Source organism: Arthrobacter sp. WCS2018Hpa-7, from assembly GCF_031843805.1.
Lineage (GTDB): Bacteria > Actinomycetota > Actinomycetes > Actinomycetales > Micrococcaceae > Arthrobacter.
In genome coordinates this window covers 77,133-98,124 of record NZ_JAVTJB010000012.1, presented here as the reverse complement: position 1 = coordinate 98,124, position 20,992 = coordinate 77,133, and the positions used below count along the sequence as shown (strand labels likewise).

The 20,992-nt window shown below is 62.0% G+C and carries 21 protein-coding genes; 11 read left to right on the top strand and 10 right to left on the bottom strand.

The features are described from left to right. Position 1: 1 nt before the first annotated feature. Together RQH14_RS14225 and RQH14_RS14220 are read left to right on the top strand one after the other, a co-directional pair. On the top strand, positions 2 to 1,111 hold the full coding sequence (locus RQH14_RS14225; protein ID WP_311213835.1) for a hypothetical protein: 1,110 nt from the start codon (positions 2 to 4) through the stop codon (positions 1,109 to 1,111). A 122-nt stretch (positions 1,112 to 1,233) separates the two neighbouring features. Continuing rightward, positions 1,234 to 2,583, top strand: coding sequence for an O-antigen ligase family protein (locus RQH14_RS14220; protein WP_311213834.1), 1,350 nt, complete (start codon positions 1,234 to 1,236; stop codon positions 2,581 to 2,583). Here the strand turns inward: RQH14_RS14220 and RQH14_RS14215 are convergent. The 3 genes from RQH14_RS14215 to RQH14_RS14205 all read right to left on the bottom strand — a co-directional run bounded on the left by RQH14_RS14215 (position 2,577) and on the right by RQH14_RS14205 (position 7,366). After that, the gene (locus RQH14_RS14215; RefSeq protein ID WP_311213833.1) at positions 2,577 to 4,040 is read right to left on the bottom strand and encodes a sugar transferase; all 1,464 of its coding nucleotides are present in this window, start codon (positions 4,038 to 4,040) and stop codon (positions 2,577 to 2,579) included. The genes RQH14_RS14220 and RQH14_RS14215 overlap by 7 nt on opposite strands. A gap of 390 nt (positions 4,041 to 4,430) precedes the next feature. Next, complete coding sequence (locus tag RQH14_RS14210; RefSeq protein ID WP_311213832.1) at positions 4,431 to 5,507, bottom strand: LCP family protein; 1,077 nt, start codon at positions 5,505 to 5,507, stop codon at positions 4,431 to 4,433. Positions 5,508 to 5,698: 191 nt separating this feature from the next. Beyond that, positions 5,699 to 7,366 carry an alkaline phosphatase D family protein gene (locus tag RQH14_RS14205; protein ID WP_311213831.1) on the bottom strand — a complete coding sequence of 556 codons (1,668 nt, stop codon included), beginning with the start codon at positions 7,364 to 7,366 and terminating at the stop codon, positions 5,699 to 5,701. A gap of 125 nt (positions 7,367 to 7,491) precedes the next feature. Between RQH14_RS14205 and paaA the strand changes: the two genes are divergently transcribed. The 7 genes from paaA to RQH14_RS14170 are packed head-to-tail and all read left to right on the top strand — an operon-like array spanning position 7,492 to position 13,332. Then, positions 7,492 to 8,487 carry a 1,2-phenylacetyl-CoA epoxidase subunit PaaA gene (gene paaA, locus RQH14_RS14200; protein WP_311213830.1) on the top strand — a complete coding sequence of 332 codons (996 nt, stop codon included), beginning with the start codon at positions 7,492 to 7,494 and terminating at the stop codon, positions 8,485 to 8,487. Beyond that, positions 8,484 to 8,861 (top strand): 1,2-phenylacetyl-CoA epoxidase subunit PaaB, encoded by a 378-nt coding sequence (gene paaB, locus RQH14_RS14195; protein ID WP_311213829.1) that lies wholly within the window; start codon positions 8,484 to 8,486, stop codon positions 8,859 to 8,861. Before paaA ends, paaB begins: the two co-directional genes overlap by 4 nt. Beyond that, positions 8,858 to 9,775, top strand: coding sequence for a 1,2-phenylacetyl-CoA epoxidase subunit PaaC (gene paaC / locus RQH14_RS14190; RefSeq protein ID WP_311213828.1), 918 nt, complete (start codon positions 8,858 to 8,860; stop codon positions 9,773 to 9,775). Before paaB ends, paaC begins: the two co-directional genes overlap by 4 nt. A gap of 5 nt (positions 9,776 to 9,780) precedes the next feature. Beyond that, positions 9,781 to 10,344 (top strand): 1,2-phenylacetyl-CoA epoxidase subunit PaaD, encoded by a 564-nt coding sequence (gene paaD / locus RQH14_RS14185; protein ID WP_311213827.1) that lies wholly within the window; start codon positions 9,781 to 9,783, stop codon positions 10,342 to 10,344. Between the two features lie 8 nt (positions 10,345 to 10,352). Then, complete coding sequence (paaE, locus tag RQH14_RS14180) at positions 10,353 to 11,558, top strand: 1,2-phenylacetyl-CoA epoxidase subunit PaaE (protein WP_311213826.1); 1,206 nt, start codon at positions 10,353 to 10,355, stop codon at positions 11,556 to 11,558. Between the two features lie 8 nt (positions 11,559 to 11,566). Beyond that, on the top strand, positions 11,567 to 12,346 hold the full coding sequence (locus RQH14_RS14175; protein WP_311213825.1) for an enoyl-CoA hydratase-related protein: 780 nt from the start codon (positions 11,567 to 11,569) through the stop codon (positions 12,344 to 12,346). A 41-nt stretch (positions 12,347 to 12,387) separates the two neighbouring features. Continuing rightward, positions 12,388 to 13,332, top strand: a complete 945-nt coding sequence (locus tag RQH14_RS14170) for a lipid kinase (RefSeq protein ID WP_311213824.1) — start codon at positions 12,388 to 12,390, stop codon at positions 13,330 to 13,332. A gap of 234 nt (positions 13,333 to 13,566) precedes the next feature. Here the strand turns inward: RQH14_RS14170 and RQH14_RS14165 are convergent, their stop codons facing one another. Further along, entirely contained in the window at positions 13,567 to 14,688 is a 1,122-nt protein-coding gene (locus RQH14_RS14165; protein WP_311213823.1) for a hypothetical protein, read from the bottom strand. 174 nt (positions 14,689 to 14,862) lie between these two features. Between RQH14_RS14165 and RQH14_RS14160 the strand changes: the two genes are divergently transcribed. Next, positions 14,863 to 16,326 carry a protein adenylyltransferase SelO family protein gene (locus tag RQH14_RS14160; protein WP_311213822.1) on the top strand — a complete coding sequence of 488 codons (1,464 nt, stop codon included), beginning with the start codon at positions 14,863 to 14,865 and terminating at the stop codon, positions 16,324 to 16,326. A 3-nt stretch (positions 16,327 to 16,329) separates the two neighbouring features. Here the strand turns inward: RQH14_RS14160 and RQH14_RS14155 are convergent, their stop codons facing one another. From RQH14_RS14155 to RQH14_RS14140, 4 genes are all read right to left on the bottom strand, one after another. After that, entirely contained in the window at positions 16,330 to 16,509 is a 180-nt protein-coding gene (locus tag RQH14_RS14155; protein WP_311213821.1) for a hypothetical protein, read from the bottom strand. Between the two features lie 153 nt (positions 16,510 to 16,662). Continuing rightward, on the bottom strand, positions 16,663 to 17,070 hold the full coding sequence (locus tag RQH14_RS14150) for a MarR family transcriptional regulator (RefSeq protein WP_311213820.1): 408 nt from the start codon (positions 17,068 to 17,070) through the stop codon (positions 16,663 to 16,665). 136 nt (positions 17,071 to 17,206) lie between these two features. After that, complete coding sequence (locus tag RQH14_RS14145) at positions 17,207 to 17,719, bottom strand: hypothetical protein (protein WP_311213819.1); 513 nt, start codon at positions 17,717 to 17,719, stop codon at positions 17,207 to 17,209. A 127-nt stretch (positions 17,720 to 17,846) separates the two neighbouring features. After that, complete coding sequence (locus RQH14_RS14140; RefSeq protein ID WP_311213818.1) at positions 17,847 to 18,428, bottom strand: DUF1349 domain-containing protein; 582 nt, start codon at positions 18,426 to 18,428, stop codon at positions 17,847 to 17,849. Between the two features lie 116 nt (positions 18,429 to 18,544). On the opposite strand from RQH14_RS14140, the gene RQH14_RS14135 reads away from it, so the two are divergent. Beyond that, on the top strand, positions 18,545 to 18,988 hold the full coding sequence (locus tag RQH14_RS14135) for a hypothetical protein (RefSeq protein WP_311213817.1): 444 nt from the start codon (positions 18,545 to 18,547) through the stop codon (positions 18,986 to 18,988). Between the two features lie 64 nt (positions 18,989 to 19,052). Here the strand turns inward: RQH14_RS14135 and RQH14_RS14130 are convergent, their stop codons facing one another. Beyond that, complete coding sequence (locus tag RQH14_RS14130; RefSeq protein ID WP_311213815.1) at positions 19,053 to 19,718, bottom strand: response regulator transcription factor; 666 nt, start codon at positions 19,716 to 19,718, stop codon at positions 19,053 to 19,055. Beyond that, positions 19,715 to 20,845, bottom strand: a complete 1,131-nt coding sequence (locus tag RQH14_RS14125; RefSeq protein ID WP_311213814.1) for a histidine kinase — start codon at positions 20,843 to 20,845, stop codon at positions 19,715 to 19,717. The genes RQH14_RS14130 and RQH14_RS14125 overlap by 4 nt, the downstream gene beginning before the upstream one ends. Positions 20,846 to 20,992: the final 147 nt, after the last annotated feature.

Below are 20,992 nucleotides of genomic sequence, written 5' to 3'. Positions count from 1 at the left end.
AATGACGAGCTGGGTTGCAATCGCATATGGCGCACTGGACCTCCGTGGCTGGCACGAAAACCAGACGGACGTCGAACTGATGCTCTTGGCAACCCTGCCGTCGGAACCCATAGGGCTGGCCGGCATGCCAGCCGTCCTCTGGCGGAAGCTCATGCATGGTCCAGTGCCGGACGCCGACCTCGATGAGGCCGAGCAGTCCCTGGTCCGCGAGTTTGCGGCGGCGGGCATCGCTTCCGATGACCTTTCACATCCGGCACGGATACTCGAACTCAGGGTGCCGTGGATGTCCTCGCCGGTCCATGAGATGGTCTATGCCTTGGTTGCCAGCGTGGCCCGTGACCACGGAGTTGACGCTATATCCATTAAGGGTCCAATGCTCCACCGCCAGGGTCTGCGGGAGAGGGAGCACTCCGGTGATGTGGATGTTTGGGCTGATCCAACACATCTTGAGGTCCTTTGCGCCGCACTCGAAGCATGGGGATGGAACGGAAGGACTGACCAATGGTCCGGCCTCTCCTTCAACCATTCGGTGGCCCTTGAACCTGGTTCGTGGGGCTGTGAGCTGGACGTGCATCGCCACATTCCCGGATGCGCGGATGAAGACTCAGCCGTTTTCGCCAAGGTGATGGAAAGCTCTCAAGCCACCCTGTTCGCTGGGGTACCGATGCTGACGCCCGACCTCCCGGCACACGCAGTCATCTTCGCCCTCCATGATCTCCGACCGGAAGCAAGGCATGGGAAAACAGCGGTGGGGGCCGAGGAGCATGCTGAAAAGCTGAGGCTGGGGGGAGAAAAAGTGCTGCATTTCGCCAACAGCGTGAAAGCTTCAGCCGTCCTCGAGTCCGCCCTTCGGCTCGCCTTCCCGACGGCCAAACTTCGGGTTGATCATGACGTACCCCTGAATTGGAAGTGGCGGGAAAGCAAAGGATGGTGGCGGGCCTATTGGATGATTTTCAGGTCGCTTCCGGCCGAAGAACGCCTGCTTTTCATCAGGCGGGCGGTGTGGCCCCAAGCCGAGGTATTGGCAGCTTCCGACGGCCGGGCGGGCCGTTCCGCGCCAAGTCTCATCGGCGCCAGGTTCCGACGGATTGCGAAGCTCTTCCGCTGGTAGGAGGGGCTTGGAACAAGTGAAATTTGCTGGAATGCAGTGCAGATGATCGGTCGTGGGGGCCGAAGAAATTCAGGGGCGATTGTATGCGGAATCAGATCAGTCACGGTGTGGGAGCTTTGAGCATGGACACCAAGGCTCAGGGCATGGACGCCCCACCGCAAGAGCCTCCCGGGCTTCCGGGCGCCAAACCTGAGACTCTCGGGAAGATTCTGACCACGGGGCCGTGGTTCCAGCGCTTGATGTTGCTCAGCGTGATCTTCATGCCGTTCCAGTATGCGCTGACTGTCCCGGTGGGTTTCCCGCTCAAGATCAGTGAAATTCTCGGGATCATGGGCGTCGCCATGTATGTGCTCGGCCGGAGATCCACGAGGAGAAAACGAGACCTCGCCGGTGTGGCAGTGGTCGCCCTTGCCATCGCGACCGTCTTCTCTGCCTTGGTCAACCTCACCCCGGGCAGTGGTGGCCTCAGATCGGTTGGCTACGACAGGGGCTACGAAACCGATCTCCTGCTGTACAGCGGATACGCTCTCCTGGCGCTGTGTTACTGGGCTGTCCTCCGGCGTGTGGATCGACAAATGACCGTGCAGGCAATCGTCGCATCGATCTGGCTCTGCGGGGCGGCAGTCCTGATGCAGTGGGCCTCCGCTCTGTCTGGAAACACCCAAGTGATCGGCATCCTTGGCTTCCGGACGTTGGGCGTCGATGACACAGTGGAGACCCTTCGTTCAGGACCCTTTCTTGAAGGGCAACATCTGGGCTTCTACGCCGGGGCTGCAATTCTGGTGGCCCTGTACAACAAAAGCTACCTGGCTGCGATTGTAGCGGCCCTGTCGATTCTGTACTCACAATCGACCACAGCGTATGCAGGCCTTGCTATCGGAATTGCGATGATAGTCATCCTCAAATTTTCCAAGGTGGTGGTTCCGTTGATCGCAGCGGCATTAGTTGGGGTTTTGGCACTGCTTTTTTCGGACACCTTGAGGACCACCCTCGGCAGGCAACTGGCAAAGATTGGTTTTACCGAGTTCGCTCCCGACTACCAATACGCCACGACATCATTGAACCTGCGTGGAGTAAAGTCTCAGATTTCCTTTGACATGAGTTCGGACAATCCCATTTTTGGGGTAGGACCTGGACGCTATGGTGCATATTTTGATCAATACGTCAGTGGCCGACAGTTGCCTTGGATTTACTCCACAGACCAGACGCGTCCCATTGCGGAAAATGCCTACGCCCACGTGGCAGCTGAACTTGGCTACGTCGCTCTCATCGCCTTTGGACTCCTGGTTGTTGTCCTTATGTGCCGGAACTTCAGGAGTGCATCCTTGCTGGGCATGCTGGCTGTCTTCACAGCCCTTGGTGTTTCCACACAGTCGTCATGGACGTTCCTGCCGATCTGGACCTTCTTCGCCCTACTGGCAGCTGACGATGTCGAGTCGAAGCAGTCGTTGAGGGAACCACCGGGTCAGTAGGCGCCGTCTTTCCCGACCACGGCCTTGGCAGTCCGGAAGAGGATTACGATGTCCTGGGCCAACGACCAGTTTTCCACGTAGTAGAGATCCAGCCGGATCGACTCTTCCAGTGAAAGATCGTTGCGACCGCTTACCTGCCACAGCCCGGTCATGCCCGGCTTGACCAACAGGCGCCTGACGGAGGCGAAGTCATACATCTCCACTTCGCGGGCCACCTGCGGCCGGGGTCCAACAAGGCTCATGGTGCCGTTGAGGACGTTGAGGAGTTGTGGCAGCTCATCGATGGAGTAACGCCGGATCCACGCGCCCAAACGAGTGACCCGGGGATCGTCCTTCATCTTGAAGAAGATGACGCTGTCCTGGCTCTGGGCTTGGAAAGCCTCCAGCAGGGTTTCAGCATTGTTACGCATCGAGCGGAACTTAATCATTTTGAATGACTGGCCACCTTTGCCGATCCGCTCTTGGAAGAAGAAAGCAGATCCGGGGCTGTCCAGCTTGACCAGGACGGCTATCACCAGCATCGGTACGGACAGCATCAGAAGCAACATCGAGGAAAGGCAGACGTCCAGGGCACGTTTGGCGAACGCCTTCACGCCACTAAGTTTCGGCGTCGTGACATGAATCAGGGGAAGTCCCGCGACCGGCTGCATGTGGATTCTGGGACCAGAGATGTCCGTGAGTGCAGGGGCTACGATCATGCCGATGTCACGGGCGGAGAGTGCCCACCCCAGCTGGCGCAGGAAGGCTGGGTCCAAGTGCGCCCCTCCGCAGACGGCCACAGTATCTGCTCCGGACTCGCCGATGGAGTCGAGGACCTTGTCCACGCTGGGAGAGGCGCCAAGAACGGGCAAGTTGGTTATAGTCGTCGACGCTGAATCGGTGAGTAAGGCTGCAACCGGTTTGTAGCCGGACACTATGTGCTGATTCAGCTTGTCCGACAAGTGGTTGACGTTGTTCGGGGCGCCAATCAGAAGCACCCTGTGAAGGTTCCGTCCCTTGAGCCTGCTCCGATGCAGCGTCCGCCGTTGGGTCAACCTGACGGCCAGGAGCAGAGCGACGCCCAGCGGGAGGGCTACCGATACATATCCACGTGCCGTCTGGAGTTGGAAGACGTAGGAGACAACTGCCAGACACCCGAAGAGCCACAGTGATGATACGGCGACCCGCTTGTACTCGTCAGTTCCGGTGCCAAGAACTTTGCGGTCTCGCGTGCCGCCGAACTCCAGTGCTGCTGTCCAGGTGAGGATGAGGACAACAGAGAGTGTTGAGTAAGAGAGTTCCGTGTCTCCGCCGGCAACTGTCACATCTTCGGTACCGAACCGCAGCAGATGGGCTCCACCCACAGCTATGACAACGCAGGCAAGATCAAGAAATCTCATCTTGATGCTCTGGGCGCGCAACCACGTAGAACCTGCAGCGAAAGCGACGTCGCGGGAGGCAGATACAAAGGTAGTCATGGCGGTCAGCTCAGGAACTGCAGAGTGGCAGCGCGAAGTTGCCTTGAGGTTATCCGTGATGCCTCGTACCCCAACACAATAGTTTTACTCACGAACCAGCCCCCATAGCCATGCCCCCAACGCCCCAACGGGCGTAAAAATATGAAAGCGCCGTAACACCAGACGATGTGACTTGACGTTTCAAGGTAATCGTAAAGGGACTTTAGATGCATCTCAAATTAGGGCAGATGATCAATGTGTGATTTTCATCAAAGCAGGGATTGCAAGGCTGCTGGGAAGATCTATTGTGTGCAAACTTTAATACTAATTGCGCATTCCAAGGCTGCTGATAAAGTCCATTTTGCGCAATTGATGGTACTTTCTGTGCTGATCGCGGTGAACTTCGGCTGCTCAGTTGCCCTTTTGGAGGCCGTGCGCCGTCACGTACTCGCCCAGCTGGTCCTTCGACAAGGCTGTTCCGATGTCAGAGATTGCCGTGGTGTCCGCTACGACAATGGACTGACCGTCGGCAGAGGTTCCCGTTCCCAGCGTCGGGAGGGTGAACATTACGGTGTCGGAGGCCCGGATATCCTTCATTCCCAAGGCAAGGCTTCCGATCGCGGCCGCATCCAGGCTCTTGTCCACGCTGATGAAGGGTGACACTGAGGAGACCATGTTGTTGATCGTGATCGGGTTGGTCAGGGTCTCCTTGGCAATGGTCTTGCTGATGATCGCTTTAAGGTAGGCCTGCTGATTGCGCACCCGCTGGTAGTCCCCGTCGCTGAAGGATTTGCGTTCGCGGACAAAGGCGAGTGCTTCGTCGCCATTGAAGGTCTGCTTGCCAGCTGCGTAGACGTGCCCCTTCATGGGGCCGGAGTTGGGCGAGAAGGGAATCTTGACGTCGATTTCCACTCCACCGAGGGCGTCTGTAAGTCCCTTGAAGCCTTCGAAGTCCACCATTGCCACGTGGTCGATGCGTTGTTGGAAGAGAGATTCCACCGTCTGAACCATCAGTGGGACGCCGCCATAGGCCAGGGCTGCGTTGATTTTGGACTCACCTTTCCCTGGGATATCAACCCAGAGATCCCGCATCAGGGACACGGCGTAGACGTTCTTTCGATCAGCAGGGATGTGCACCAGCATCAAGGTGTCAGCGCGTTGATCCGTGGAAGCATCGGTTTCCACATCCACCTCGGATGACCCCCGGGTGTCGCTGCCCATCACCAGGATGTTCATCGCAGCTGTGCCGTTGACGGGTTCGGACTTCTGGGGTCTGGTGGACTCGTCCGGGAATGCAACGTCGATCTTGGTAGTCCCGGAGTTGAAGGTCTGTGCCAGATTGAATATGTAGGCGCCGGCAACCAGGCCAACCACAAGTACCGCGGCGGCGAAACCGAGCAATACGTTACGTGCAGTTTTCTTGCCACTTTTCCGACGTCCGGAAGGGGACACTTCAGGTGAATTGTCAGTTTCTGTTGGGAGTGTCATGTGTTCCTCGGTGTCGGCATCAGCAACGTTGATTCTATCAAGCAGAAAACAAGCGGCTTGAGCTGAAAAGTCTGGCACAGTCAAACCCACTGCCAGCTCTCATTCAAATGCAGTATTGAACGAGCATAATGCGATCGGGCCCCGGTCAAGAGAAATTCGGCCGGGGCCCCGTCGAGGAAGATTCAGTCTGCTCAGCCCTCCGGAGTCAGCGCCTTTGAATACAGCACCGCACCATTTGTGTTACGGAGGCTCACGGTGAACAGGCCGTCTGCGGCCAAGTCCACATGCCCGAAGTACTGGTTCTCACCATCGCGCGGTGACTCGCCCGGGAAGCGCCCGGCCTTGGCGAACAGAACCTCTGGCCCGAACGTCCCATCCATCTCGCTGGGACCGAACGAACCGGCGTTGATCGGCCCGGCCACGAACTCCCAGAAGGGGTCGAAGTCCGTGAAGGAGGCCCGCTCGGGGGAGTAGTGATGCGCCGCGCAGTAGTGCACGTCGGCGGTCAGCCACACGGTGTTCTTCACGCCGTATTTCTTGAAGGCCGAAAGTACGCCCGCGATCTCGAGCTCGCGGCCCAGGGGAGCGCCGTGATCCCGGTTGGCCAGGCTCTCCTGGTTGACGGCGCCGTCGGGAACGATGATGCCCAGTGGCAGGTCTGCGGCGATCACTTTCCAGGTCGCCTTCGATTTTCGGACTTCTTTGATCAGCCAATCCACTTGCTCCTGGCCCAGGATGTTGGTGGCGTAGGGTTCCTTGCCGTCGGTGTTGGGCGATTTGAAGGTCCGCATGTCCAGGCAGAAGATGTCCAGTTGCGGACCGCGGGAAATCTTCCTGTAGATGCGCGCCGGTTGGTACTGCCCGGCGTCGACCTTTCCCGGGCGCCAGAGCGCCGCGGCGTCGGCGATCGGCATGTTTTCCTGCCACGCCTGGCGGCCCCGGGCGGCGAGGACGTTGACGTTCCGTTCGGTGTAGCGGGGGTCGTCCAGGATTTCGCCGGGGTACCAGTTGTTGGTGGTCTCGTGGTCGTCCCATTGCGCGATCACGGGGACGTCGGCGAACATGGCGCGCATGTTGGCGTCCAGGGAGTTGTACCGGTGGCGGCCGCGGTATTCCTTGAGGGTCTCGGCCACTTTGGCGACTTCCTCGGTGACGATGTTCCTCCACACCTGGCCGTCCTTTTCCGTGACGGTGGCGGCGATGGGTCCATCGGCGTAGATGGTGTCCCCGGAGTGGATGAAGAAGTCCGGGCGGGTGGCATGCATGGACTTGTAGCCGCGCATCCCGCCGAGGTCCTCGTTGATGCCCCAGCCTTGGCCGGCGGTATCGCCTGTCCAGACAAAGGACTGCGAGGACGACGACGGCCTGCCGCCTCCGCGCGCGACTTCAGTACCGTCGTCGTGCTTTCCGGGTGCTGTGCTGAAGGTGCCGTGAACTGCTTCGCCAAGACCGTTCTCGTCCTCGAAGTTCAACTCCAGCGCGAACCGGGTGCCGGCCGGGAGCCCTGTGGCGTGGATTTTAGCCGTGAAGTCGCTGGCCTCGGTGGCGAGGGGCCCGCGGATGGTGCGGCTGAAACCGTAGCGGCCGCGCAGGATTTCGCCGGAGTTGTCCACTGCCTGCAACAGGGCGGTGATCCGGCCGGGTCCGGAAGCGCGGGACCAGAGGACGGCGGAGTCGGTGGTGACGTCGCCCGTTGCAATGCCGGTGGGGAGCGTCAGTCGTTTGCGGACCAGCGGCACGGCGGACGGTGCCGCTGCTCCAGGGGCGGCGGAGGCGGGAGCTGCGCTGGTGGCAAAGCCGGTCAGGGCCAGGCCGGCGAGGGACGTTGTGACGAGGGTGCGGCGTGTGAGGTCAGTCATGCAGTCCACTCTTGTCAGCGCCCGTGAACGGAAGATGAGGTGGAGGTAAAGGAACCCGGACCTTGACTGAAAACGCCCGCTCCGCATATTCTGAACGAACGGTCGGTAATTTATTAGGAGCAACCATGGCATCGCAGAATCTGCAGTCAGTGCCCGCTGAGCTGTCCCCGGAAGAGCAGGAGCGGGAGGCAGCCGGACAGGCGTATTTTGATCGCATCATTTCGGAGGACTCGCGCATCGAACCGCGCGACTGGATGCCGGCGGCTTACCGCAAGACTTTGCTGCGCCAGATCTCGCAGCACGCACACTCGGAAATCATCGGCATGCAGCCCGAAGCCAACTGGATCACCAGGGCACCGAGCTTGAAGCGCAAGTCCATCCTCATGGCCAAGGTCCAGGACGAGGCCGGCCACGGCCTGTACCTGTACTCGGCCGCCGAGACCCTGGGCCAGTCCCGGGACCAGATGATGGAAGACCTGATTGCCGGCAAGGCCCGGTACTCATCCATCTTTAACTACCCCACGATTTCCTGGGCAGACATGGGAGCCATTGGCTGGCTTGTTGATGGTGCTGCCATCTGCAACCAGGTGCCCCTGTGCCGTGCCTCGTACGGTCCTTATGGTCGCGCAATGGTGCGCATCTGCAAGGAAGAATCGTTCCACCAGCGCCAGGGTTTCGAGATCCTGCTGGAACTCGCCAACGGCACGCCTGCGCAGAAGCAGATGGCCCAGGACGCAGTGAACCGCTGGTATGCACCGTCGCTGATGATGTTCGGCCCGCCGGATGACGATTCACCCAACTCCAAGCAGTCCATGGCCTGGAACATCAAGCGCTTCAGCAATGACGAGTTGCGCAGCCGGTTCGTCGGCATGATGGTGGAGCAGGTCCGGGTCCTCGGCCTGACTCTTCCTGACAAGGACGTCCGTTTCAACGAAGAAACCAAGAAGTGGGAGCACGGACCCCTGGACTGGAATGAGTTCAAGGAAGTCCTGGCCGGCCGCGGTCCCTGCAACTCGCAGCGCGTCGAGCGCCGCCGTGAGGCACACGAAAATGGTGCCTGGGTTCGCGAAGCCGCAGTGGCCTATGCCCGCAAGCAAGCACAGAAGGAAAACGCAGCATGAGCCCCCACGGTAACCCGGAAGCACCGGCCAGCGCAGCCAGCCAGATCAACCGCGAAGCCCCCAAGGTTGCGGCAACCACTGAGGAGCACCAGGAATCACCGTGGTCCTTGTGGGAAGTTTTTGTGCGCTCCAGCCGCGGCCTGTCCCACGTGCATGCCGGATCCTTGCACGCCCCGGATGCGGCCATGGCCCTTCGGAACGCCCGCGATCTCTACACGCGGCGCAACGAAGGCGTCTCCATCTGGGTTGTTCCGGCCGAGGCGATTTCCTCCAGCGACCCTGACTCCAAGGGCTCGTTCTTCGAGTCCCCGCAGGGCAAGGATTACCGCCACGCAACGTATTACACCAAGAGCGAAGGCGTGAAGCACCTGTGACTACCAAAGATACTGACTTCGCCATCGAAGGCCACGGCGACATTTCCGTCGGCGTCCATGGAGCCGGCGCTTTCGGCGACGGATCGGCCAGTGCCACCCGCATCACGCCGGGCAATGCACTGCGACCGGAGGACATCGCGCTCGAAATCAGCCGGGGGCAGGTCAAGCCCACCGAGGATGTTGCAGAGTTCGCCCTGCGCATCGGTGACGACGGCCTGATCCTCGCCCAGCGTCTGGGCCACTGGATTTCCCGTGCCCCTGAGCTCGAGGAAGACATTGCACTGGGCAACATTGCGCTGGACCAGTTGGGCCACGCACGCTCGTTCCTGACCTACGCCGGCGCCGCGTGGGGCAAGTCCGAGGATGACCTGGCGTACTTCCGCCGCGAGCACGAGTTCCGTTCCGCGCACCTGTTCGAGCAGCCCAACGGTGACTTCGCGGCCACCATCGCCCGGCAGTTCATTGTGAGTTACTACCAGTACGAGCTCTACACCAAGCTCATGGAATCCACGGACGCCACCCTCGCTGCCATTTCCGCGAAGGCCGTGAAGGAAGTGGATTACCACCGAGACCACAGCGCGCAGTGGGTGCTTCGCCTGGCTGGCGGCACGGACGAGTCCCGCGAACGCATCATCCAGGGCTTCAAGCTTGTGTGGCCCTACGTGGACGAGCTCTTCGAGGACGATGAGCTGACCACCCGACTGGCGGAGGCCGGCGTGGCCGTTCAGCCCTCCACCCTCCGTGCTGGGTTCGATCGCCTCACCGGCGACATCATGGCAGAAGCGGAGCTGGAAATCCCCGGGGTCCCGCAGTCCCTCGGTGGCGGTCGCCGCGGCAAGCACTCCGAGTTCCTTGGCTACATTCTGGCGGAAATGCAGGTCCTGGCCCGCGAACACCCGGGCGCGAGCTGGTGACCACCATGACTACCCTGTCACGGACTGAAGAGCAGCGGGCCTGGGACATCGCGTCCACGGTCTGCGATCCGGAGATCCCCGTCCTTACCATCGAGGACTTGGGGATCCTGCGCGGCGTGCGGGTCACTCCTGCCGACGGATCCGCCTCAACCCAGGCAACAGACCAGCACGACGACGGCACGTCGAGGACCGCCGTCGAGGTCACCATCACGCCCACGTACTCGGGCTGCCCGGCGATGGACGCCATTGGTGACGACCTGCGGACAGCCTTCCAGAAGGAGGGCTACGCGAGCGTGCGCATCAACCTGGTGTTGTCTCCGGCATGGACCACTGACTGGATGACGGATTCCGGCAAGGCCAAGCTGGAGGAATACGGGATTGCCCCGCCCAGCGGCATGGCTGCTGCCGGTGGCCACTCCGGTCCTGTCCGCTTGAGCCTGGCCGTGAAGTGCCCGCAGTGTTCGTCGTTGAACACCAAGGAACTCACCCGCTTTGGTTCCACGTCCTGCAAGGCATTGTTCGTCTGCCAGGACTGCAAGGAACCGTTCGACTACTTCAAAGTCCTCTAAGGAATTCCATGACCACCGAAACCCAGACAGCCAGCCGCCGTCGTGCGTCTTTCCATAACCTGACCGTCTCGGAAGTCCGCCGCCTCACGGACGATGCCATTGAGGTCTCGTTCGGTGTTCCTGCCGAGCTGGCCGGGCAGTACGACTACCTTCCCGGTCAGTACGTGGCTTTGCGCACCTCGCTGCCCGATGAGAACGGTGAGCCGCACGAGGTTCGCCGCAGTTACTCGATTTGCGCAGAGCCGCGCAGCTTCGAGGACGGCAGCAGCGAGATCCGGGTTGCCATCAAGAAGGACCTGGGCGGCCTCTTCTCCACATGGGCTAATGCCGAGCTGAAGGCCGGCGACGTCCTGGACGTGATGAGCCCGCAGGGTGCGTTCATTTCGCGGCACGGCAAGGACGGCTCGGCCGTCCAGCACAACGTCATGAACTCCATGAACCATCCGGAGGAGCTGGCGGGGGAGCCGGGCAACTTCGTGGCGATCGCCGCTGGTTCCGGCATTACCCCGGTCATCGCGATTGCGCGCACGCTGCTGGCGGCCAATCCGGAAACCACGTTTGACCTGGTCTACGCCAACAAAGCTGCCATGGATGTCATGTTCCTTGAAGAGCTGGCTGACCTGAAGGACAAGTACCCTTCGCGCCTGGCCCTGCATCACGTATTGTCCCGCGAGCAGCGGATCGCGCCGCTGATGACCGGGCGTATTGATTCCGAGAAGCTGCAGGCGCTGCTCAGCAGTGCCATCCGTGCCGAGGATGTGGACGAGTGGTTCCTGTGTGGCCCGTTCGAACTGGTCCAGCTGTGCCGCGACACTCTGGCTGCCCGTGGCGTTGAGCCTGAGCACGTTCGCTTCGAGCTGTTCACCACTGGACGTCCGGACCGCCCCGAGGGCAACGCCGGCCGCCCGGTTGTGGAGGACGAGTCGCAGGATACGTACAAGATCACCTTCACCCTGGATGGCCTGACCGGCGACGTCGCCAGTCCCACCCATGCCCGCGAATCCATCCTCAACGCCGCTTTGCGTGTCCGCCCGGACGTTCCGTTCGCGTGCGCCGGTGGCGTCTGTGGCACCTGCCGCGCCAAGTTGATCACCGGTACGGTGACCATGGATGAGAACTACGCCCTTGAACAGGACGAGCTGGATAAGGGCTACGTCCTCACCTGCCAGTCCCACCCCACCAGCGAAGAAGTTACCGTCGACTTCGACGTCTAAGGAGTCCCATGATCGAGCTCTCCATTGCCAACGGCATTGCCGAGATTGTCCTCAATGCCCCCGAAAAGCTGAACTCGCTCAACGAGGACGCGCTGGCCGTACTGGATAAAGCGTACGACGACGCCGCTGCCGCTGCCTCACGTGGTGAGGTGCGGGCGCTGCTCCTTCGCGGCGAGGGTCGCGCCTTTTGCGCCGGCCGTGACATTGCTGCCGTTACTCCCGAAACCGATGACGCCCAGGCTTACCTTGGCGGCCTCGTGGAGCCGCTGTTGAAGAAGATGGCGGCCTTCCCGGCACCCACGTTTGCCGCCGCCCATGGTGCTTGCCTGGGCGTCGGGTTGGGGCTGTTGTTGGCCACCGACGTTGTGTACGTGGCGGAGAACGCCAAGTTCGGCTCACCCTTTGCCAAGCTGGGGGCCACGTTGGACTCGGGTGGGCACTGGTACTTCACCGAGCGCTTGGGCATGCACCGCACGCTGGACCTGATCTACACGGCCGATCTCATCTCCGGGGCCGAAGCCGTGGCACAGGGGATGTTCAGCCGGGCGATGCCGGCCGATGTTTTGCTGGACGAGACCCGGGAAATCGTGTCGCGCGTGGCCGTTGGCGCCACTGAAGCCTTCAATGCGTCCAAGGAACTCGTGGCCCACATCCGCGATCAGCGCTTGGGCCTTTGGGCTTCCATGACCGAGGAAAACGCCGAGCAGGCACGGCTGTGCAAGACCGACGACTACGCCGAGGGCTTCCGGGCGTTCCAAGAGAAGCGGGCGCCGGTTTTCAAGGGGTAGCCGCAGGTTCCTCCAAGGTAGTTGGGCCTAGCATTGGTCACATGATGGCTTCCCAACAAGTGCGCTCAGCGGCCGTGGTGATTAATGCGGCATCACGTCGCGGGGCCGCAGCGAGCCAACTGGCCGTGGACGCAATGAAGAAGTCAGGCGTGCCGGTCCGTTCCGTTCATCCGGTGACGTCGGGCGAGGGATTGTTCCAGGCCCTGCGCCAAGTGATGTCAGAAGGACATGACCTGGTGGTTGTGGGTGGTGGTGACGGCACTGTGACCTCTGCCGCCGGACTCCTTGCCGGGACTGACGTCGTACTCGGCGTCCTTCCGTTGGGTACCGCCAATGATCTGGCCCGAACACTTGAGATACCGAGCGGGCTCGCTGAGGCCTGCGCCGTTATCGCGGACGGGAAGGTGGTGGACATCGACCTTGGACGGGCCAATGGTGAGCCATTCCTCAACGTGGCGTCCGTGGGGCTTTCGGTAGGTGTCACGGAGGCTCTTAGTCCTCGCCTGAAGCGGCACATAGGACCCTTGGCCTACGGCATCGCCACCGTGCGGGCTTACGCCCGGCACCGACCTTTCCGGGCACGACTGGAATTCCCGGACGGCGATCACGAGCCGATGGACCTCGAGCACGTCCTTCAGGTGGCAGTGGGCAACGGCAAGCACTACGGCGGCGGAAACATGGTTGCTCCGATGGCGGGGATCGACGATCACACCCTGGATATTTACGCGATCCTGGCGGCACCGCTTAAAGAGCATTTCAAGATTGCACGGTTGCTCAAGGACGGCAGCTTCATTGATCACGATCGGGTGCACCACCTGGCGACCCGAAGAGTCCGGTTGGTCACGGAACCGCCGATGTCCGTGAACCTCGATGGCGAAATCGCGGCGGTAACTCCCACGGAATTCAGTGTTCAGCGCAACGCCGTTCACGTCATGGTGCCGCAGGGCAGCAACAGCGCCTCGCTCGATGGACCGATGCGGGGCTGACCCACAAAGAGCACTACTGCCGCAGGCAGCAGCGGCTTAAACTTTGAGGACACGCATCGAACGCAGTTTGCGGGTTAAGCGTGCGTTGAACGGAGATAGCCATGCTCCAGATGATCATGTGCAAATTGAACCTCCACCACGTCTGGCATATCGAGTCAGCTGAGGATGGCAGCGGCCGTTACAGGCGCTGTACCCGGTGCGGTAAATACGACCGCGACTGGGACGGCAGCGGTTTCATGCACTGACGTTGCCGACGCCCGATTGCCTGGCGTTGCAGGACCTCCACGCCCGGATGAGCAGGACGGCAGACCCAACCGGAGCCAGGAAAGCGGACATCGCTACCAGTGGGATGCCGACTGTGGAAGCGGCCAGCCCCACCAAAGTGACCACCGCGACGCGGGCCAAACGGACGCCACTGACCAAGCGCTCCAACGGGAGCGCAATGGCGAAACCCATGAGCGCTGCTGCAACCAATGTGGCAGGCCACTGCGATGGATGTCCCGCCCCAAGGAGTTGCGCGAACCCCTCAACGGCCATGGCGGCACACGACAGAAGGACAGCCCACGGCGTAGTGGGACCGAGACGCGGGGCAAGCACCCTACCGGCAAGAACCAGCAAGGGGATAGCGGCGAAAGCGCCGTAGGCCAAGCCGAGGTTCATGGCATGGGTGGAATTGGTGACTCCGGGGGCCCACGTACTTCCCGTGACTGCAAAGACGGCGCACGCCAACCCCGCCAGGAGCAACACCAGCGACGCTCCGCCCACACCGCGGCTGGGTGCAACCACTGTGGGTGAAGTTGCCGTGGCCGGCGGAGGTACGGGCCGCCCCTGCCGCAGGGCCGAGATAAGCAGCACCACCGCGCCCAATACACCCAGCATCGGGGGCATCATCATGAGGGCTCCGAGTATGAGCGCGGCTGGTGCGGCCAGCAGAACGGCTTGCGTTATACGGACGGGAAGGGAACGCCGGCCAGCCAGCAGGGAGTTCAGCGGAACAGCAAGGCAGACCGTCCCGGCAACCCAGCCCAGGATCATGAAAAGTAGGCTCGATGATCCAAACCAGCTGAGGCGTTGGCCCGCATCAGCTTCGTCGAAGCCCACGGACCAACTTGCCGCTGCGGTCAGTGCCAAGGCCCATGCCGGCACCGCGGCGACCGCCGTGAACAACGCGACGCGAGCAGTCAGCCGCCCGGCAAGACGCAACAGCAGGACGCCGGAAAACGTCCCCGCGAGCGGGCCGACGAATCGGGACAGAATGAGGTGTACGGGTTCCGTCCACGGTAGGGAGTAGGCGCCGCTGAACAAGAGGACCATAGCGGCCAGGAACCCGAGCAAGGATGCCGCTGCGCACCCCACGGCCCAACGCCTTGAAGCTGAAAAACGGCGCACTGGCGCAAATGAACCCACGTATTACCTCACCTTTTTGGCGGAAACCGCCCCCAATGGATCTCCTGCCTCAGGCAGAGGTTCACATGCTAGCCGGACCGGACCGTCATTTCGCGCAGGCAAGGGCATCTATATCCTTGAGTGATGAGTGACATAGCGCGTTCCACCATCGCCTTCGAGGGGCACTTCGCCCGGGACTTCCCGGAGCTCGCTGTTCCCTGGCGGGCGGAGGAGGCCGCCGAACCGCAGCTCTTGGCACTCAACGAGCCACTCGCCGTGGAGCTGGGTTTTGATCCTGGGTTCCTCCGGAGCCCCGAGGGTATTGGGGTGTTGATTGGTAATGCGGTCCCGGAAGAGGCAACTCCTGTGGCACAGGCCTACGCGGGCCACCAGTTCGGTTGGTATTCACCGCGACTTGGCGATGGGCGGGCGCTCCTGCTCGGCGAGGTTGCCGGAGCTGACGGGAAACTCCGCGATGTCCACCTCAAGGGTTCGGGGCGCACGCCGTTCGCACGGAATGGGGACGGCCGGGCGGCTGTTGGTCCGATGCTGCGGGAGTACATCCTCAGTGAGGCGATGCACGCCTTGCGCATACCCACTACCAGGAGCCTTGCCGTCGTTGGGACAGGTCGTCAGGTTCAGCGTGAGACGCTCCTTCCGGGGGCGGTCCTGACGCGGGTAGCCAGCAGCCACTTGCGGGTAGGCAGTTTTCAATATGCCAGGGCCACGGATGATCTGGAGTTGCTTCGCCGGCTTGCTGACCATGCGATCGAACGCCACCACCCGTCGTCGGCCGGTGAAAGCAACCGCTACCTGGCGCTTCTCAAGGGCGTCATTTCAGTCCAGGCGGCACTTGTGGCGCAGTGGATGCTGGTCGGGTTTGTGCATGGTGTCATGAACACGGACAACATGACTGTGTCCGGCGAAACCATCGATTATGGTCCTTGCGCCTTCATGGAGGGCTTCGATCCGGGCGCCGTGTACAGCTCCATTGATGAGATGGGACGATACGCCTACCGTAGCCAGCCGGTGGTTGCGGAGTGGAACTTGGCCCGTTTCGCCGAGTCGATCGCGCCGCTCATCCACGACGATGAGGAGCAGGCGGTGGCCCTCGCCGTTGAGGCGCTCAATGGATTCCGCCAGCAATACAGCGCGGCCTGGTTCAACGGAATGAAAGCCAAACTTGGGCTGCCGGAGGAAATGGACGACGACGTTGCGTCGCCCTTGGTGGATGACCTGCTGCAGCTGGTCCAAGAAGCCCGCGCGGACTACACCTCGTTCTTCCGCAGCCTCGGCAAGGCGGCCCGCGGGCAGGCTGAACCCGCCCGCGGGACCGTTCTTGACCTAGTGGCGTTTGATGCCTGGCTGGAGCGTTGGCGTGCACTCGCGCCGGACGCCGATGCCATGGACAGGGTCAACCCGGTCTATATTCCACGCAACCACCTGGTGGAGGAAGCGCTTGCTGCCGCAACTGAGGGAGACATGGGACCGGCAGGGCGGTTGCTCGCAGCTGTATCTGACCCGTGGAACGAACGTCCCGGCCTGGAAGAGTACGCCACGCCGGCGCCGGAGAGCTTTGGACCCTACCGAACCTTCTGCGGTACGTAGGGGCTAGTTCCAGACGGCTCGAACCACCATGTCTGCACCTGCCGCCAGATGTTGACCGGTATGTCCTGCATCCAGGACGCAGACGTGTTCTGCTTCAGGAGCACTTGTTGATACGAGGCATTCCGTGGCCCTGAAACTCAGGAGATCCACTGGAAGGGTGTCGCCGATTCGAAGATCACTCATGGTGTCCTTTTGTTCGCCCGGGCGTCACCATAGCTGCGGCTGGCCCGGTGTGGTGGTGGAGATAAATTTCTCCTTGGGACGCCGGACTTCATCAGCGGATAACTTCATACTGCCCTGAAGGAAGACTTCCGTCTACGTGGGACTGCCTAACTCTCAACTGAAGTTTGAGTGACGCACGATTGCCAGCAGCTCTTCGCGCAGATTTCCCGAGTCCGTCATGATGGCCGACAGTACGGTGCTCTCCAAATCGTGGGACTGTTCCAGCAGCGCCAAACCCAGGTCGGTAATCGATATCAATTGGCCGCGGCGGTCGAAGCGATTGGGTTGTCGGTGGATGAACCCCCGGGATTCCAGCCTCGTCAGCAGCGGTCCCATGGTTTGCGCTTGAACGCGGACGCTTTGGGCTAGCTTTCCCGGAGCGATAGGTCCCGACGTCGCCACGGTTTCCAGCGTCAGCACGGCCGGATACGTCAACCCCAGAGGGCGCAGCTTGTCGTTCCAGGCCAATTCCACCAGCCGTGCCGCCGTGGACAGCAGCCGGCTGGTTGGCCATCGGTCCATGTCAGGCATTCAGGCCCCCAGGCTCTCCAAAATAGTCAGCTTACTTACTAGGCTACATCAGGCGGATGCTAAAGCTGGCTGTGGGTCAGGGCTGGATTTGGGTGGGGGACGCGAGCGGCGGGACTCGCGGTTGGGTTCAGGAGAGGTCGAACGCAGAACGTCCTTCGGCTCGCTCGGCACCGTGCACATGCAGGGCGTGCCGCATGGCTTGGCGGTTGTCTTCGGCAAGTTCAGGGTGGCCGGCGACCCGGTAGAGGTCCGCCGCCCACTGGAACTCATCGGCAGCGGAACGGAAACGGGCTTCGTCGAAGAGACGCCGGCCAATGTGGTGCCGAACGTAGGCCTCCTCCGCCGGTGACTGGACCGTTCGCAGGGCCTTTTCGTGGAGTACGGCGGCGTCGTGCCAGCGGTACTGGCGTTGATTGACCTGGGCAAGTATCAGCAACAACTCGCGGCGGTCAGGTGTATGGGGCAGCAGTTTGGAGCCTTCGTCGAGGGCTTCAGTGTCCCGGCCCAGCAGCGCCAAGTACCGGACGCGCTCCACCGGTGGGCACTCGCCAGCCAGCGCAGCTTCCACCGATTGGCGGCTGATCGCCACGTCGCGGAACGTCGCAGGGTCAGTGCGCCAAAGACTCGCAGTATCTTCCACAGTAATGTGCCCCCCACAGGCTTGTTTTGGAGCCAACTGAGTTGCAGCACTGTTCAATGGCAGGCCGCAGGAAACTCCATAATCTCATGAACGACGGGACCCGCAAGCTGGTTCCGCCCTGACGGCATCAGTGGAGTTGGCTGTCCGCTGGCGTGGCCCGCCAGGAGTGAAAGGGTACTGTCAACCCTGCCCGTGTTGGTGCGCAGGTGAACGGCCCGGCGACGGCCACCGCATCGGGCGACAACGGCACAACCCGGACCAGCTGGAGTTCGTTGTCGCCTGAAGCCGCCCGAATGGTGAGGGCATCGCCCGAGCGGCTGACCCTCATCCGGACCCGCCCGCCGTTCCAGTCCGGGACCGGTGCCAAGGACCAGTCAGAGAAGCGGTCCGTAACCACCGCGCCCAGCTGAGCGGCGCCGTCGGCGAATTCCACACCCGCCTTAATCCAGTGCTCGGCGCTGATGCGGACGAAGATGCCCGCTTGGTCGAACTGTTGGGAGAACGCGGCGGTGAACTCAACCTCCACGGCGCTGTCCTGGGGAAAAGGGGCAAGCAGCGCGTGCTCGGTGTCGTGGATAAATCCGTAGGACGTGACGCGCCAAGCGTCGCTGCCTTCGGCTGCGGTCACCAGCAGGTCACCTGCCTGCTCGACGACGGCGGCCGGCTGGTTGGTCCACTCGCCGCGGTTCCAGGGAATGTCGATGTTCACAGGGCTCCTCGAGGTTGTGGCAAATACAGTTTCACAGTTTATGGGCTCCGACATGACGCCCGCGGGCGAGGCGCCCTTCAAGCCACCATGTGGATAGGCTTGGCAGAGTTCAGCTGATGGGGGACACCGGAATGCGTCGTGAAACAAAATTAGGCTTCGCCCTGCTTGCGTTGCTCACGCTCACAGCCGCGGGCTGCGACGAGCGGCCGTTTACCCGTGACTATGCCCGGTCCGTTCCAAACTCCGTCATTCAGGTCGGCGAGAAGGCGGACAGGACCTGGGAGTACGTGGACCGGGACGGCGTATCGAGGGAACTCAACACCTGCGAAGACTTGAGCCCGTGGAACGCCGCCTACAGCTGCAAGTCCCCTGACGGCACCGTGGAACTGACCTTCAGTTTGTCTAAACGCATGCGGAATCCCACGCTTCACGTCGGTGACGAACTGGTGCCCCTGCATTGCATCAACAACGGATTTTGGGGCGACGCGCTGAGGTTCTGTATCCCGGCGTCGGACCCTGCCGTCCCGCCGCAGCCGGTTCCCCGCGGCGATAAGGCATAGCGCGGCTGAAAAGCCAAGCGCCGACGGCGGCTGGCTTGCTGCCTGCGTCTTTTGCCTGCGCTGCTCACAGCCCTGCGGAAACCAGGCCCGATTCGTAAGCCAGAATTACCAGGTGCGCCCGGTCCCTGGCATCCACTTTGGTCATGATCCGGTTAACGTGCGTCTTTGCGGTGTGTGGGGAAATGACCAAGCGGGCCGCGATGTCCTGATTTGTCAGTCCCCGGGCAACCAGAACCAGCACTTCCCGCTCCCGCTCGGTCAAGCGTGAGAGGCTCCTGTCTTCCCACACAGATGCCAGTGGAAGGGGCTCCACGAACCGTTCAATAAGTGCCCGCGTCGCAATGGGGGAGAGCAGCGATTCGCCCGTATGGATGGTCCTCACTGCGCGCACAATGTCTTCCGGCTCCGCTCCCTTTCCAATGAATCCGCTGGCACCGGCACGGAGTGCGGCCAGGATGTATTCGTCCTCCTCAAAGGTGGTGAGGATGAGCACCCGCGCTGACTCGGCGGATGGACCGGCGATGATCTCGGAGGTGGCCGCTATGCCGTCCATTTCCGGCATCCGAATATCCATGACAACGACGTCGGGGGCTGCTTCGGCGGCGGCACGGACAGCTTCCCTGCCATTCGAGGCCTCGCCGACCACGCGGATACCGCCGCTGTCGGACAGAATGTCTCGCACGGCTTGGCGTACCAGGGGTTGGTCGTCGACTACCAAAACGCTGATCATCGGAGTGCTCCCCTCGGGGTCGGGACGCGTGACGGCACAGTGACCATGAGTTGGAACTTACCGTCGACACTGGTTGTTTCCACTGTGCCCCGTACGGCGGCAACCCGTTCGCGCAGCCCGCGCAGCCCGTGTCCGCTGGGCACGGCGCCCGCACCGCCAGCACGGAGGCGATTGGTGACTGTCAGGATGACGTCGCCTTCGCTGGAGCAGATGACGACGGCGGCCTGCCCACCAGCTCCGTGCTTGTGCGCGTTGGTGAGTCCCTCCTGCAAAGCGAGATACGCAACGTGGTCACTGGCCGGTGAGAGTGCTGGAATGCCTGGCTCCCGATGCAGTTCCACCTGCAGTCCCGCCTGTTTGAAGCGTGCCATGAGCTCGTCGAGCTGCGCCAACCCTGCTTGGGGGTGGAGGCCACGCCCATGGTCTGTATCCTCGGTGCGTAGCAAGGACATCAGCGACCCAATGTCCGCAAGCACGGTTCGCGACGCACTGCGGATAGTGGTCAGCGCCTCCTGTGCCCGTTCGGGCCGGGACGCCAAGGACGAGGATGCGACGCCGGCGCTCAGGCTGATCACTGAGATCTGGTGGGCCACAACGTCGTGCAGGTCCCTTGCGATGCGGACGCGCTCCTCAGCCACCCGCCGTCGTGCTTCTTCGTCTTTACCGCGCTCAGCGCGTTCGGCCCGTTCCGTCACGGCGGCGATGTATTCACGCCGCGATCTGGCGGCGTCGCCCATGGCGCCGGCCAGAACGATGAAGGCAACGAACTGCAGCGCCCGGGAGTCAAAGAAATCCCCCAGCGGGAGTGCGCTGACGAGGAACACGAGCAGCGCGGCCAGAGCCACAGCAACCGTCCCAGTGACACGGCGCGTCCTGCTCGTCACTGAATAGGCCGCGATCACAGCGGCAATCAGAGTGCTGGGTGCCAGCACGCCTGCAGTTGCGACGATCACGCTGCAGGCAAGGCTGACCCCGAGTGTTGCCAGCGGCCAACGACGGCGGAACGGCACTGCCGCGACGGGCAGGAGCGCCAGCAGGAGCTGTGCTCCGCGTGCCCGGAAGACGTCGTCGGGAAACGGAAGGACGGCAAAGAGCACAACGACGGCGATCACGATGACGTCGCTCACGCGCGTGGTGACTCCCGGAAGGCGATGTGGCGGCACCCTCCCAGTATTGCGAGCCAGCAACCGGGCCGTTTCATCCTGAGGACGATTCGCCCGTACCACCAACGCGGTACACAGGTGACCACTCAGGGGTGACGCGCGCAGCCCCGC

What these genes read in the sequence shown, in the direction of transcription:
- RQH14_RS14225 (WP_311213835.1), top strand. Translation starts at nt 2, where the DNA reads ATGACGAGCTGGGTTGCAATCGCATATGGCGCACTGGACCTCCGTGGC.
- RQH14_RS14220 (WP_311213834.1), top strand. Translation starts at nt 1,234, where the DNA reads ATGGACACCAAGGCTCAGGGCATGGACGCCCCACCGCAAGAGCCTCCC.
- RQH14_RS14215 (WP_311213833.1), bottom strand. Translation starts at nt 4,040, where the DNA reads ATGACTACCTTTGTATCTGCCTCCCGCGACGTCGCTTTCGCTGCAGGT.
- RQH14_RS14210 (WP_311213832.1), bottom strand. Translation starts at nt 5,507, where the DNA reads ATGACACTCCCAACAGAAACTGACAATTCACCTGAAGTGTCCCCTTCC.
- RQH14_RS14205 (WP_311213831.1), bottom strand. Translation starts at nt 7,366, where the DNA reads ATGACTGACCTCACACGCCGCACCCTCGTCACAACGTCCCTCGCCGGC.
- paaA (WP_311213830.1), top strand. Translation starts at nt 7,492, where the DNA reads ATGGCATCGCAGAATCTGCAGTCAGTGCCCGCTGAGCTGTCCCCGGAA.
- paaB (WP_311213829.1), top strand. Translation starts at nt 8,484, where the DNA reads ATGAGCCCCCACGGTAACCCGGAAGCACCGGCCAGCGCAGCCAGCCAG.
- paaD (WP_311213827.1), top strand. Translation starts at nt 9,781, where the DNA reads ATGACTACCCTGTCACGGACTGAAGAGCAGCGGGCCTGGGACATCGCG.
- paaE (WP_311213826.1), top strand. Translation starts at nt 10,353, where the DNA reads ATGACCACCGAAACCCAGACAGCCAGCCGCCGTCGTGCGTCTTTCCAT.
- RQH14_RS14175 (WP_311213825.1), top strand. Translation starts at nt 11,567, where the DNA reads ATGATCGAGCTCTCCATTGCCAACGGCATTGCCGAGATTGTCCTCAAT.
- RQH14_RS14170 (WP_311213824.1), top strand. Translation starts at nt 12,388, where the DNA reads ATGATGGCTTCCCAACAAGTGCGCTCAGCGGCCGTGGTGATTAATGCG.
- RQH14_RS14160 (WP_311213822.1), top strand. Translation starts at nt 14,863, where the DNA reads ATGAGTGACATAGCGCGTTCCACCATCGCCTTCGAGGGGCACTTCGCC.
- RQH14_RS14155 (WP_311213821.1), bottom strand. Translation starts at nt 16,509, where the DNA reads ATGAGTGATCTTCGAATCGGCGACACCCTTCCAGTGGATCTCCTGAGT.
- RQH14_RS14150 (WP_311213820.1), bottom strand. Translation starts at nt 17,070, where the DNA reads ATGGACCGATGGCCAACCAGCCGGCTGCTGTCCACGGCGGCACGGCTG.
- RQH14_RS14135 (WP_311213817.1), top strand. Translation starts at nt 18,545, where the DNA reads ATGGGGGACACCGGAATGCGTCGTGAAACAAAATTAGGCTTCGCCCTG.
- RQH14_RS14130 (WP_311213815.1), bottom strand. Translation starts at nt 19,718, where the DNA reads ATGATCAGCGTTTTGGTAGTCGACGACCAACCCCTGGTACGCCAAGCC.